Origin of the sequence: Larkinella soli (assembly GCF_003703975.1) — a bacterium.
In the GTDB taxonomy this organism is placed as follows: Bacteria; Bacteroidota; Bacteroidia; order Cytophagales; family Spirosomataceae; genus Larkinella; species Larkinella soli.
On sequence record NZ_QTJY01000024.1, the window covers coordinates 54,820 to 68,255 of the forward strand.

12 protein-coding genes and 1 riboswitch are annotated in these 13,436 nt (G+C 57.0%); of the genes, 5 read left to right on the forward strand and 7 right to left on the reverse strand.

The window, feature by feature from the left end:
• Positions 1-36 precede the first annotated feature (36 nt).
• The gene (locus DX909_RS27190) at positions 37-918 is read left to right on the forward strand and encodes a hydroxymethylglutaryl-CoA lyase (protein ID WP_229311220.1); all 882 of its coding nucleotides are present in this window, start codon (positions 37-39) and stop codon (positions 916-918) included.
• 5 nt (positions 919-923) lie between these two features.
• Here DX909_RS27190 and DX909_RS27195 read toward each other — a convergent pair whose 3' ends face one another.
• Positions 924-1,448: a DUF7935 family protein gene (locus DX909_RS27195; RefSeq protein WP_128548404.1), complete on the reverse strand. Its 525-nt coding sequence runs from the start codon at positions 1,446-1,448 to the stop codon at positions 924-926.
• A 138-nt stretch (positions 1,449-1,586) separates the two neighbouring features.
• Here DX909_RS27195 and DX909_RS27200 point away from each other — a divergent pair, with 138 nt between their 5' ends.
• Together DX909_RS27200 and DX909_RS27205 are read left to right on the forward strand one after the other, a co-directional pair.
• Positions 1,587-1,907: an iron-sulfur cluster assembly accessory protein gene (locus DX909_RS27200; protein ID WP_164851428.1), complete on the forward strand. Its 321-nt coding sequence runs from the start codon at positions 1,587-1,589 to the stop codon at positions 1,905-1,907.
• Positions 1,908-1,997: 90 nt separating this feature from the next.
• On the forward strand, positions 1,998-5,756 hold the full coding sequence (locus DX909_RS27205; protein ID WP_229311221.1) for a sensor histidine kinase: 3,759 nt from the start codon (positions 1,998-2,000) through the stop codon (positions 5,754-5,756).
• A gap of 58 nt (positions 5,757-5,814) precedes the next feature.
• Here the strand turns inward: DX909_RS27205 and DX909_RS27210 are convergent, their stop codons facing one another.
• Positions 5,815-6,390 carry an HNH endonuclease gene (locus tag DX909_RS27210; RefSeq protein WP_128548406.1) on the reverse strand — a complete coding sequence of 192 codons (576 nt, stop codon included), beginning with the start codon at positions 6,388-6,390 and terminating at the stop codon, positions 5,815-5,817.
• 367 nt (positions 6,391-6,757) lie between these two features.
• Between DX909_RS27210 and DX909_RS27215 the strand changes: the two genes are divergently transcribed.
• On the forward strand, positions 6,758-7,120 hold the full coding sequence (locus tag DX909_RS27215) for a CoA-binding protein (protein ID WP_128548407.1): 363 nt from the start codon (positions 6,758-6,760) through the stop codon (positions 7,118-7,120).
• Positions 7,121-7,174: 54 nt separating this feature from the next.
• Here DX909_RS27215 and DX909_RS27220 read toward each other — a convergent pair whose 3' ends face one another.
• Genes DX909_RS27220 through DX909_RS27240 form a run of 5 tightly spaced genes read right to left on the reverse strand, consistent with a single transcriptional unit; the run spans position 7,175 to position 10,659 of the window.
• Positions 7,175-8,176, reverse strand: coding sequence for a 3-oxoacyl-ACP synthase III family protein (locus tag DX909_RS27220; protein ID WP_128548408.1), 1,002 nt, complete (start codon positions 8,174-8,176; stop codon positions 7,175-7,177).
• 18 nt (positions 8,177-8,194) lie between these two features.
• Positions 8,195-8,452 carry a phosphoribosylformylglycinamidine synthase subunit PurS gene (purS, locus tag DX909_RS27225; RefSeq protein ID WP_128548409.1) on the reverse strand — a complete coding sequence of 86 codons (258 nt, stop codon included), beginning with the start codon at positions 8,450-8,452 and terminating at the stop codon, positions 8,195-8,197.
• A 41-nt stretch (positions 8,453-8,493) separates the two neighbouring features.
• Positions 8,494-9,267 carry a CDP-alcohol phosphatidyltransferase family protein gene (locus tag DX909_RS27230; protein WP_128548410.1) on the reverse strand — a complete coding sequence of 258 codons (774 nt, stop codon included), beginning with the start codon at positions 9,265-9,267 and terminating at the stop codon, positions 8,494-8,496.
• A gap of 13 nt (positions 9,268-9,280) precedes the next feature.
• Complete coding sequence (locus tag DX909_RS27235) at positions 9,281-9,922, reverse strand: MBL fold metallo-hydrolase (RefSeq protein ID WP_128548411.1); 642 nt, start codon at positions 9,920-9,922, stop codon at positions 9,281-9,283.
• Positions 9,923-9,957: 35 nt separating this feature from the next.
• Positions 9,958-10,659, reverse strand: coding sequence for an SAM-dependent methyltransferase (locus DX909_RS27240; protein ID WP_128548412.1), 702 nt, complete (start codon positions 10,657-10,659; stop codon positions 9,958-9,960).
• Between the two features lie 77 nt (positions 10,660-10,736).
• Positions 10,737-10,935: riboswitch (cobalamin riboswitch) on the forward strand.
• Positions 10,936-11,098: 163 nt separating this feature from the next.
• On the opposite strand from DX909_RS27240, the gene metE reads away from it, so the two are divergent.
• Complete coding sequence (gene metE, locus DX909_RS27245; RefSeq protein WP_128548413.1) at positions 11,099-13,429, forward strand: 5-methyltetrahydropteroyltriglutamate--homocysteine S-methyltransferase; 2,331 nt, start codon at positions 11,099-11,101, stop codon at positions 13,427-13,429.
• The last annotated feature ends 7 nt before the right edge of the window (positions 13,430-13,436 follow it).

Below are 13,436 nucleotides of genomic sequence, written 5' to 3' on the forward strand. Positions count from 1 at the left end.
CTTCATGGATAACACAATCAATTTGCCGACGGTTCTATGCAGGATTCTTCAATTTCGAATACGCCCTTCAAACTCATCGAATGCCCGCGCGACGCCATGCAGGGCCTGCCGGACTTCATTCCGACCGATCTGAAAATCAGCTATCTGAACGCCCTGCTGAAGGTCGGCTTCGATACGCTCGATTTCGGCAGCTTCGTTTCCCCGAAAGCTATCCCGCAGCTGCGGGATACGGCCGAGGTGCTGGCAGGGCTGGACCTTTCGGGTACGGCCACAAAGTTACTGGCTATTGTCGCAAATCGGCGCGGTGCGGAGCAGGCCGTTTCGTTTCCGGAAATCCGGTACCTCGGTTTTCCGTTGTCCGTCTCGGAAACGTTCCAGCTGCGCAACACCAACAAAACCGTCACCGAAGCTTTTGCCGAGGTGGAAGCCATTCAGAATCTGTGCGTTCAGACCGGGCATCAGCTGGTGGTATACCTGTCCATGGGCTTCGGGAACCCGTATGGGGATCCGTACAGTCCGGAGGTGATCGGTGAATTTACCGAACGGCTGGTGCGGGCGGGCGTCGGCATCGTCGCCCCTTCGGACACCGTCGGTTCTTCTTCTCCCGAGGGGATCGAAGCCCTGTTCAGCCACCTGATTCCGGCCTTTCCGTCGGTGGAGTTCGGCGCGCACCTGCACTCGACGCCCGACGCCGTGGCGGAAAAAGTCCGGGCAACCCTGCGGGCGGGCGTCCGGCGCATCGACGGCGCTTTGCGCGGTTTCGGCGGCTGCCCCATGGCGAAAGACGAGCTGACGGGCAATCTGCCCACCGAACGGATCATCGCCCTGCTGGAAGACGAAGGCATCCGACCGGCCGTTGATGCGGCCCGGCTGGCCGAAGCGCTCCGGTTGTCGGCCGGGGTGTTCGGCGGCCGGTGAGCCGGTTACATGAAGGTAGACGAAACCTCCTCCTTGACGGCATTCAGGGCGTTGATGGTCGGCTGGGCGTTCTGCTGGATCACCTTGTCGAAGATTTTCTTGGACAGATCGATGGCCGGCGCTTCGGGGGCCAGTTCGGAGGCCGCTTCGTTGATCAGAGCCACCACCTCGTTCATGGCGTTCTGGACCTGGTTCCAGACCTGCTGGCTCATGTAAATCTGCTGCGTCACGTTATGATTATACTCCTCCCGGATCTCCCGCAGCAGGAGCTGCTGGAAGTCCAAAGTCGTCGGGGCCTCCCCGCTGAGCCGGAGCAGGAGGTTATTCGGAGTAATTCTTTCCAGAAACAGGGCCATGCGCTCGTAGGCCTGTAAACGGAGGGGAATCATTTCATCCGTATATCGGTTCCGGTTTTCGGTCCGCTGTTTTTCGGTTTCCCTTTCCAGCATGAGCTTCACCGTCACATACATCCCATACAATACCAATCCCGCCGGAACAACCAGTTTGAGCAATTCAGCAAATACATCCATTGTTTATACGGAATTTTCCGGAGTTGGGACACAAAACCCTTTCAATCGTCTATTTATTTATGTTTTGCGGTTTTCAAACCAATCAGGACATAAAATAAGTTTGTAAATTTCAGAGTGCAAACCGTTTTTTTGCCCAATATGTTCATCGATGCCATTGAGAACCCCGTCCGATTATCGTCCGAAGCCCGGGTTCAGATCACGGAGACGCTGCGGGCCAACAAAATACCGGACACCTACGGGCTACGGGTCGGAGTTCGGGGCGGTGGGTGCGGAACCTCCTGGCTGCTGGGGTTCGACCAGCCGGGGCCGTCCGACCAGATTTATGAAGTCGATCAGATTCGGATTATTATCGACCGGAAGCACTTACTGTATGTTCTTGGCGTAGAGGTCGGGTTCGAAAAAGGAGAAAACGGAAGCGGGTTTACCATCCGGAAAGAGGCAGAAAGGGCCATTGAATAGATTCGTATGTCGCAGAATATCCGTCGGAAAATTTGGCATGATTTTGGGGCTGAATCACCCGAAAGGAAGTCTGGCATTCAACGATTAAAGGTGGCTATACTCAATAAGCACATTTTTCTGATCCTGTCCGTCCTGGCACTGGCTCTGTCTTTGATCTTCAACACGGTCCTGGAACGCGGTGCCATCAGTGCGGCCGACGAGCAATATCTTCACGCTACGCAGAAACGCATCCGGCAGGAAGTCAGTCTGAGTGCCGAGGAGATGCAGTCCGTCGCTTCCCGTCTTCAGGATTCGACGGGTCTTTCCTTTGCCGGCCTGCGGCAGGAAACCAAATACCCTTATTTTGTCTTTCAGAACCGGAAACTTCTCTTCTGGTCGGACCACCGGTTCATCCCCGAATATCCGAAGCTGCGGAGCATCATTTATCCAAAATTCATCGCCTTTCAGCAGGGGGATTATATCGTTAACCGTCAGGTAGTTCTGAAGGGACGCGACTCATTGGAAGTGTTTTCGCTGGTGAACGTTCGCCGGCGCTACCCGAATGAAAACAGCTACCTGCGTTCCGGCTATAACCCGGAACTGTTTTCCATCGATCCGGTAAGAATCACTACCGAGAAGGAGAGCATCTACCGCAGTATGTACGACAGTACGCCGGTTTTTCTCTTCTCGGTCGTCCCTCCGCAGATGGAGGTCTACCAGAACCAGAACTCGACCGTCAACACGGTCATTCTGGTAATGCTCTCGGTATTTTTCATGGGGCTGTACCTGATCCGGCGCACGCTGAACCTGCGACGGAGCCGCCATTACGGGGCGGGCCTGCTTATCCTGGGTCTTTACCTGGTCGTTCTGCGGGTGGTCATGCTGTACTTCGGATTTCCCTTCCTGTTCCTCGATTCCGACCTGTTCAATCCGAAATTCTTCGGTTCCTCGGTGGTGGCCCCCTCGATGGGCGACCATCTGCTGAACTGCGTCTTTCTGGCTCTTCTGGCGCTGTATCTGGCCAATACGTACTACCGGACCCGGTCGTATTACTGGCTGCTTCGTCAGTCGGACGGGCTCAAGACGCTGGCGTCGGTCGTGGCGGTCTTTTTCAGTTACTGGGTCTTCTTTTTCTGTTTCTCCGAACTTGACAGCGTGTATGAAAAGTCGGGGTTCACGCTCGACATCACGCTGAGTATCTCGTTTTTCAACCTGAAAATCGGGAGCCTTCTGATTTTTATTGCGATCTCGACGATCTACTTTCTGCTTCTGCACGTCCTGAGCAGCCTGTTCATCCGGCTGAACGTAACGCTGCGGAAGGGCCTGGTCTGGTTCGCTCTCGGTTCCGGTCTGGCGGCTATGGCGTTCTTTCTGAGCCAGACCCCGATGCCATGGATTCTGGCGATCAACGGGCTGTATTTCCTCGTGCTGTACGTGAGCCGCTTTCCCCGGATGCTCTATTCCTTCCGCTACAAAACCACGACGTATCTCTTTACGGCCGCTCTGGTGTGCGCCATCATGGGTACGTACGTCATCTATACGCAGGAGCTGAAGAAAGATCTGGTCAACAAGCGGGAGTTCGGCAAGCAGTTGCTGGTCGAAAACGATGCCTACGGGGAGTTCCTGCTCAATAAATCCCATGTCTCCATCGCCCAGGACTCGGCCATCCACCGCACCCTGGTGAGCGACACCCTGCTGGTGAACGACCGCATCCGGCAGCGGATCATGAATGTTCACCTCGACAGCTATTTTGAACGGTATACCATCGACGCGCTGGCTTTCGATGCCTCGAACCGGCCCCTGGACAGCGCCCAATCCGAGCAAAACTACGGCTATTATCTGGATCGTTTCCGGCAGGAGCGGTACAAAACCCAGTATCCGGGCATTTACTTCATCAACGAAGCGGGCAATAATTTCCTGAAGCAGTATATCCAGTTTCTGGAAATCCGGGAGGGCGGGCGACTCGTGGGTCACATCGTGCTTGACCTGAAACTCCACAACGAGTGGCCCCGCAACCTGTATCCCGAACTGCTTTCGGACAAGAAGTTCATTCAGGCCCCCGAAACGTACGAATACAGCTATGCCATTTATAACCCCCGCTACAAACACCTGTCCAGCAGCGGGATCTACAATTACGAGCGGAAGTTTCCGAAAGGGAATCTGGACAACCCGGCCCTGTATGAAGAGGGCCTCTCCCTCAAATCCTACAAACACGTAGGGCTGCGGTCGGAAAACGGTCGGGTGGTCGTCATGTCTTCGAAGGATTATTCCATCCGGAGTCTTTTCGCCAACTTCTCCTTCCTCTACATGGTCTTGGTGCTTTACGTGCTGGTTCTGGTCCTCGTTTACGCTCTCCGGTACGGGCTTTCCCGGTTCCGGATCAATTATTCCACCAAAACCCAACTGTTTCTGAACGCGGCCTTCTTCCTGCCGCTGGTGCTGGTGGTGGCCATCACGTTCGGGGTGATCAGTTCCAATTATGAAAGCAATCAGGAGACGGCCTATCTGAACGACGTCAAGAACACCAGTTCGAATTTCATCTCCTACTGGGAAGGGTATCTCCGGGGAAATACGAGCAAGGAGTTTCTGGAAGAGGAATTGCGGAAAATCGTCCGGAACGATCAAATCGACATCAATCTTTTCGACAATCAGGGGCGGCTGGTCTGCTCCACCCATCCGCTGCTGTATGAGAGCGGCCAGTTGTCGAAACGTCTGAACCCCAACGCCTACATCCACCTGATCGAGGACAAGGAGAGCCAGATTCTGCTGGCCGAATCGCTGGGTACGCGCCAGTACAGCACGGCTTATGCAAGCATGAAGTCCTTCAACGGCCGGCTCCTGGGCATCATGAGCATTTCCCACTTCAATGCGGAGCCCGAACTGGAACGACAGATGATCGACGTCGTCTCGACGGCCCTGTGCGTATTTACCGGGCTGTTTCTGGTATTCCTGTTCGTGTCCTACTGGGCCGCCACCAGCCTGACCAAGCCGCTGAAGATCGTCACTCAGAAGATCCGGAAAACCAACCTCGACCGGTTCAACGAACCCCTGGAGTGGAAATCCGACGATGAGATCGGGGTGCTGATCGGTGAATACAACAAAATGCTGGTCAAGCTGGAAGAGAAGAAACAGGCCCTTTCGCAGAGCGAGAAACAGTCGGCCTGGCGGGAGATGGCCAAGCAGGTGGCCCACGAAATCAAGAACCCGCTTACGCCGATGAAACTGACCCTTCAGCACCTGCAGCGGACCCTGCAATCGGACAACCCGAATGCCCGGAAGCTGATCATGCGGACGCTCGAAAATCTGCTCGACCAGATCGACGACCTGAGCGATATCGCCACCTCGTTCTCGGATTTCGCCAAGATGCCGCTTCCGAAAAACGAACTGTTCGAGATTTCATCGGTCATCAACAAAGCCGCCGACCTGTACGCCGACGACGGAAAGATTACGCTCATCCGGGATATTTCGCCATACCCGGTCATGGTCATGGGCGACCGCCAGCTGATCGGCCGGATTCTGACCAACCTGATTATCAATAGCGTGCAGTCCGTGCCGCCCGACCGCAAGCCGGTCATCCGGCTTCGGCTGATCCCGAACGAGGAATACATCAATATCGAGATCAGCGACAACGGCATCGGGATTCCGGAGGCTATCCGGAACAAAGTGTTCCTGCCGAATTTCAGTACGAAGCAGGGCGGGTCGGGGCTGGGTCTGGCCATCGCCAAGCGGGGGATCGAACACGCCGGCGGCAGCATCTGGTTCGAAACCGAAACCGGAGAAGGCACCACCTTCTTCATCTCGCTGCCCCACGTGCAGACCATCGGGATGGGAAGCGGCCTGAAGGTGAAAGGGCTGAGGCAGAACGTCTGAACCTTCCGAAAAAAGAAAAAGGGCCGACCGGCCCTTTTTCTTTTTTCGGAACAGGAAATCAATCGCCATCCTCCTCAATGGTGACGTGTTTCCAGTTTTCCCCCGAACGGATGCGGTTGAGCTGCGTGTGCGTGATGCCGAACTGTTTGGCAATCATCTTCAGACGGTTCTTGTCGTTTTTCAAAAGCTTCTTGATCATCTTCACCTTCGACTCCGTGAGCTTGTAATTTCGGGTCCGGCGCGGAATCTCCCGGTTTTTGAGGTTCGGGTTCTCCCGGTTGTGGTCAATCATTTCCTCTTTCGTGACCCATTTCAGGTTCTGAAAATGATTGTTCTTCTTGTCGTGATCAAGATGAATGACGAAGGTCTGTTCGGTGGTTTCCCGGTGTACGAACAGTTCGGCTACGAGTTTGTGGAGGTAGCGGTTGATCGTCTTGCCGGAAGTGCGAATGTTGAGAGAGCGATAGCCCTGAATCACAGAGCCTTTGATCAGGGTCCCCTCTTTCGGGTCGGTCTGGAAGCTTTTCAGCCGCCCGTAGTTGGATACGTCATAACGAGGTGGGTTTTCAACGCCGTCGAACCTGATCGTTACCCATTTTTCGTTCCAAAAGTTACTGTTTCGTTTTTCAGTCATGGCTCAGGGTGCGATTGGAGATACACACATTTGACAGCATATTTTGTTTAACTTTAGTATAACAAGATTTAAACAAAAATGTTCGCAGTCCAACTATTTTTCTCTGATTATCAGCAGAAAAGCGGGGTAGGGGATTTTTGCTTTCATTTTACCTGCCAGAAGATTTTTAAAATTAAGCGTTTTTGTTCATTTCTGTTTAAACAGAATAGTTACTTTTTTTTAAAAGACGGTAAACGGTTGGCTGAACCGGAAACCGTTGGGCTATGTTACCAAACCAAATGATCCGGACTTTGTTAAATCTCGTGGAAAGTGCAGGAAATGATCCGAATCGATCCCCCGATTCGGGTCCGGCACTGGAAATCTGCGTATGAAAAGGAAAACACTGGTCATCGGAGCATCGGAAAACCCGGACCGCTATTCGAATAAGGCCGCCAACCGGCTGCTGCAACAAGGACACGAGATCGAATTACTGGGACTGCGGCAGGGCGCCATTCGCGGGAATCCCATCCAAACCGGTCAGCCCGAACTCAAAGATATCGATACGATTACGCTCTACCTCTCGCCCAGAAACCAGGTGGTTCACTACGAGTACATCAAGAAACTGAAACCCCGGCGCGTCATTTTCAACCCGGGAACGGAGAACCCTGCCTTTGAACGGGAACTCCGGCAGCAGGGGATCGAACCGATCGAAGCCTGCACGCTGGTCATGCTCGCCATCGGCCAGTACTGAAGGGAAACAGAAAAAGCCGCCGGGGCACCTGCCGGCGGCTTTTCCTGTTTCCGACTACCAGCGGATGAGCGCGGAGGCCCAGGTAAACCCGCTGCCGAAAGCCGCCATACAGACCAGGTCGCCGGGTTTGACCCGGCCCTGCTCCCAGGCTTCGGTGAGGGCGATCGGGATAGAGGCCGCCGTCGTGTTGCCGTACTTCTGGATATTATTGGCTACCCGGTCTTCGGGCAGGTTCAGCTGCTGCCGCACATACTCCGAAATGCGGATATTGGCCTGGTGCGGGACCAGCAGGGCGATGTCTTCCGGCCGCAGACCATTGGCCTCCAGCGCTTCGCCGATCACCTCGGAAAACCGCACCACCGCGTGTTTGAATACCGCATTGCCGTTCATAATCACGTCGAAGCCGCCCTCGTCCACCATTTCCTTCGTGGCCGAACGTCCGGGCCGGCTGCTGCCGGGGTCCCGCACGTAGAGGTCCTCTGCATAGCGGCCGTCGGCGTGGAGGTGGGTCGAGAGGATACGGTGCTCCGGGTCTTCGGTGGCCTGAAGGACGGCTGCGCCGGCTCCGTCGCCGAAAATGACCGCTACACCCCGCCCCTCGTTGCTTTTGTTGATCCAGCTCGACTGAATCTCCGACCCGACCACCAGAATGGTTTTGTACATTCCGGTTTTGATGAACTGGTCGGCGATGGAGAGGGCATAGACGAACCCGGAGCACTGGTCGCGGATGTCGATCACCCCGATGCCTTCGAGACCGAGTTCACGCTGCATCAGAAAGCCGGAGCCGGGGAAGAAGTAGTCCGGGGTGATGGTCGCGTAAACGATCAGTTCGACGTCCCGCGCCTGCAGACCGGCCCGTTCGAGGGCCATCCGGGAGGCCGCAGCGGCCATGCCGGCGTTGGTGTCCTTGCCGTAGGTAAAATACCGCCTTTCCCGAATCCCGGTCCGCTCCCGGATCCATTCGTCGGAAGTATCCATGAACTGCGTCAGATCCTGGTTCGTGACGACGTTCTCCGGAACGTAAAACCCAAGCCCGGTAATTTTCGAATACGTCATGGGCGGAGGAAATGAGGGTCAGGATTGCTGCGCCTGAAGTGTAAACGTAAACTCCTCCATGATCAGGTTGGCGAGCAGCCGGCGGCAGGCCGTATCGACGATCTCCTTCGCTTTGTCTTCCGTTTCCGCTTCCACTTCCAGGCGGATGTGTTTGCCGATGCGCACATCCCCGACCGAGTCGATGTGGAGGTTGTGCAGTCCTAATTTTACGGCTTTGCCCTGCGGGTCGAGAATTTCTTTCTGGGGCATGACGTCGATTTCTGCGATGTATTTCATGATAGCGTTCGTGGACACCCGCCCAGCCGGCGGGCTGCCTTTCATTTAGTAAAAACGGAAAGAATGATATAAAGAAAGATCACCAGCGGTACGGCTGCGAACTGCAAAAATAGCAACAGAATGGCGGATGCCGCCAGAAAAAGATATTTAATCCGGTTCTCGGCCCAGCCGAAGGATTTGAACTTCAGGGCGAACAGAGGCAGTTCGGAAACCATCAGGCCCGACATGATGACGCAATAGGCCATCAGAACGTAGGGGTGAAGAATTAGCCTGGCATACTGCGGCTGCGTCACCAGAATCAGCGGCAGGGCCGCCACCACCAGCGCGTTGGCCGGGGTCGGGACGCCGATGAACGAGTCGCTCTGGCGGGTGTCGATGTTGAATTTCGCCAGCCGGAGGATCGAAAATACCGCGATGATCAGCGCCACATACTCGTAGGTGGGCTGGTAGGTCGCCGAGAAGAGGTCGTGCTGGTTATTGGTGGAAACGTACCGGTAAATGATTGACTGTCCGATCAGGTGATACAGGATAAAGGCCGGCAGAACCCCGAACGTCACGCCGTCGGCGAGCGAATCCAGTTCCTTTCCGATCGGCGACTGCACCTTCAGCAGCCGGGCCACGAAGCCGTCGAGGAAATCCAGGACGGCCGCGATCAGGATGAAGTAGGAGGGCCAGACCGGAATGTGCAGGTTGCCGAAGGGAATCGGCGCGGTGACCCGGCCGGGCGTCTGGAACAGAAACAGGATACCCAGACAGCCGCAGAGCAGGTTGCCGCAGGTCATGGCGTTGGGCAGGTGGCGGAGCAGGCCGTTCATAGAAAATCCGGGATTATCCTTTGACGAACGGGTTACTTTTCTTTTCCCGCCCGATGGTGGTCGAGTCGAAGTGGCCGGGGTATACCGTGAAGTCGTCCGGAAGCGTATAAAACTGGGTCCGGATGCTGTTCGCCAGGGTTTCAAAGTCGCAGAGCGGAAAGTCGGTGCGGCCGATGCTGCCTTTGAACAGCACGTCACCCCCGATCACGAAGCGGTCGGCGTGGTTGACGAAGGCCACATGGCCCGGAGCGTGGCCCGGCACGAAGCGGATTTCCAGACTGGCCTTTCCGAAGGCAACGGTCTGTCCCGGAATCAGGAAATGATCGACCCCGGCTTCCTCATAGGCCGGCACCCCGAAGGCCGGCGCCATCACCTGCGACCATTTCAGCACCTGAAGCTCGTTCTCATGGAGATAAATGTCGATTCCAAACTGCCGCTTCACCCAGGCATTGCCCAGCACGTGGTCGATGTGGGCGTGGGTGTTGAGCAGTTTGACGGGGGTCAGCCCGTGCCGTTTGATAAAGCCGCTGAGATCTTCCTGCTCCTGCCGGGTGTAACAGCCCGGGTCGATGATGACCGCTTCGCGGGTGTCGTCATACAGCACATAGGTGTTTTCGGCGAGGGGAGAGAAAACGAACGTTTGAACCTGAACCATGACGCAAAAGTAGCAAAGGGTTGGGGTGGAGCGGCCTAAAATAGCAAAAATACCGTTGGTTTCTTATGCAGGTCGGGCGGGTGGTTTTTCCATTCCCGGACCGTCATCGTCCGGATGAATTCCGTGGGGGCCGTCAGGTCGGCGGCAAGGCAGAGCCGGGTGTCGGGCTGGCAGGACTGGAGTACGTCGGCCAGCAGCTGGTTGTTGCGGTAGGGCGTCTCCATGAAAATCTGGGTTTGCCGGTTTCGCCGGGCGTCCTGCTCCCGCTGCCGGATGGCTTTGGCCCGCTCGTGGCGGTCGATGGGCAGATAACCGTGGAAGGCGAACGACTGGCCGCTCATGCCGGAGGCCATCAGGGCCAGCAGGATCGACGACGGCCCGACCAGCGGGGCCACCCGCCAGCCCGCCTGATGCGCCAGCCGCACTGCCTCCGCGCCGGGGTCGGCCACGCCCGGGCAGCCCGCTTCCGACAGCACGCCCGCATCCCGGTTTTCGCGGGAAAGGTCCAGGAGCTGCCGGCGGGTATCGGCTTCAGGGGTGTCCTTGTGCAGATCGAAAAAGGTCAGTTCGTCGATGACCCGCCCGGTTTTCAGGCTGCTGATGAACCGGCGGGTCGTCCGGACGTTCTCGACGAAGTAGACGTCGGTCCGGCTGATGACTTCCCGCACCTGCGGAGACAGCACCGTGTCGGTGGTCTGGTCGGCCAGAACCGTCGGAATGAGGTAGAGAGTCGGCATGGTGTCGCTTTCGGAAATGCAAACATACTATAGTTTTTTGCCCGGCAAACGCCTTACTTTGCGTCGACGTTCTTTGTTTCCGTCAAACAGGCTACGGTTTTCCCGAGAGTGTCGGGAAATGAAAAAGGAATCGTGTGAAAATCACGAGCAGACGTTGCTACTGTCAGTGACCATAGAAAAGGGTTTGCCCTCGATGTCCATTGTTCCGGTAACGGGATGAGAAGGACGGCAGATACCGTCACAAGCCAGGAGACTTGCCTTAGCCCCGCTGACTGCGCCTACACGCTATTGGGCCGCATCACGATTGACTCTTCCCTTTCTTCTCCCGGCTCTTCCCGCAGGTCCGGCAGGGCGTGTCATTTTCGTTGTGCTGTTCATGGTGTGTGCGTATTGGAGTTCCGCAAAGAGCCCTGTACATCATTTATTAACAACACAAAAAATGATCGCACACAACCTCGGCTATCCACGAATCGGTAGCCACCGCGAACTCAAAAAAGCCTGCGAACAGTACTGGGCAGGAAAAATTACCCCCGAACAGCTGGTCGAGACCGGCCGGACCATCCGGCGCGAAAACTGGCTGCTTCAGCAGCAGGCCGGCATCGACCTCGTCCCGTGCAACGATTTCTCGTTCTACGACCAGGTACTGGACCTCACGCTGGCCGTCGGCGCCGTCCCGGAGCGGTTTCAGCCCCTGCTCGAAAAGCCCGGTTTTGCTGCGCAGGACCTCTATTTCGCCATGGCGCGGGGCTACCAGAAAGACGGTCTGGACCTCATCGCGATGGAGATGACCAAGTGGTTCGACACCAACTACCACTACATCGTGCCGGAATTTAGCCGGGAACAGACATTCCGGCGGTTTTCCGAAAAAATTCTGGACGAATTCCGGGAAGCGCGCAACGTGCTGGGTTCCGTCCCCAAACCGGTGCTGATCGGACCGGTCACTTACCTGCTGCTCGGCAAGGAAAAGGAACCGGGCTTCCACCGCCTGGACCTGCTGGACCGGCTGCTGCCGGTGTATGAAGAAATTCTGGCCGGTCTGGAAGCGGAAGGGGCGGAATGGATCCAGCTGGACGAGCCCGGTCTGGTCATAGACCTCGACGACCGGCAGCGGGAAGCCTTCGCGGCCGCCTACCGCCGGCTGCGCAACCGGTTCCCGGCCCTCAAACTGATGGTGGCTTCCTACTTCGAGTGTTTCGGGGAGAATCTGCCAACGGCCGTCGGACTGCCCGTCGACGCTCTTCATCTCGACCTCGTTCGCTGTCCCAGCCAGCTCGACGACCTGCTCCGCACCGGGCTGGTTTCCGGCACGGTGCGGCTTTCCCTTGGGCTGGTCGACGGACGCAACGTCTGGCTCAACGATCTGGACCGTTCCCTGTCTTTCCTCCGGAAAGCCGTCGATGCGCTGGGTGAAGACCGCGTCATGGTCGCTCCGTCGTGTTCCCTGCTGCACGTCCCCTGTGATCTGGAGCTGGAAACCGGCACCGGCAGCCTGACCCCCGAACTGAAGCAGTGGATGGCCTTTGCCCGGCAAAAACTGACGGAAGTGGTACGGCTGGCGCGTCTGGCCGAAGACCCCGGAAACGAAACGGCTCGGGTCTGGCTGCTGCAAAATCAGGCTGCGCTGGAGGCCCGCCGACAGTCGGCCGCCATTCACCGGCCGGAAGTGCAGGCCCGCGTAAAGGCCCTTCGGGAAACGGACGGCCGACGGAGTGCGCCCTTCGCCCAACGGCAGATTCTCCAGCAGCAGGTGCTGAACCTGCCGGTATGGCCGACCACGACCATCGGTTCCTTCCCGCAGACCGGGGAGGTGCGGCTCAACCGCGCCAGATACCGGAAAGGGGAGAAGACGGTGACTGAATACGAAGCCTTTATCCGCAAAGAAACCGAAAGCGCCATCCGTCGGCAGGAGGAAATCGGCCTCGACGTGCTGGTTCACGGCGAATTCGAGCGGAACGATATGGTGGAATACTTCGGAGAACTGCTCGACGGCTTTGCCTTCAGCGAATACGGCTGGGTGCAGAGCTACGGGTCGCGCTGCGTGAAACCGCCCCTGATCTTCGGCGATGTGGCCCGGCCGGAACCCATGACCGTTCGCTGGGCCGAATTTGCCCAGTCGCTGACCGAAAAGCCGGTGAAAGGGATGCTGACCGGCCCGGTGACCATTTTGCAGTGGTCGTTCGTGCGGGATGACCAGCCCCGGCGGGATACCTGTCTCCAGATCGCGCTCGCCATCCGCGACGAGGTTCTCGACCTCGAAAAAGCCGGAATCCGTATCATTCAGATCGATGAGCCGGCCCTGCGGGAGGGGCTGCCGCTACGCCGGGAAAATTGGGAAACCTACCTGAACTGGGCGGTGGGCGCGTTCCGGGTGGCGGCCTCCGGCGTGCGCGACGAAACTCAGATTCACACCCATATGTGTTACTCCGAATTCAACGACATCATCCGGCCGATTGCCGACATGGATGCGGACGTGATCACCATCGAAACCTCCCGCTCCCAGATGGAACTGCTGGATGTTTTCGCCGAATTCAGGTATCCAAACGAGATTGGGCCGGGCGTCTATGATATTCATAGTCAACGGATCCCGTCTACTGAGGAAATCACCGCGCTGCTGCACCGGGCGGCTTCGGTGCTGCCGGTCCGCAACCTCTGGGTCAATCCGGACTGCGGCCTGAAAACCCGGCGGTGGCCCGAGACTGAGGAAGCGCTGCGGAACATGGTCCGGGCGGCCCGCATCGCCCGCGAGCAGTTCGTCGAAAAGGTAGAATAAATCCGGT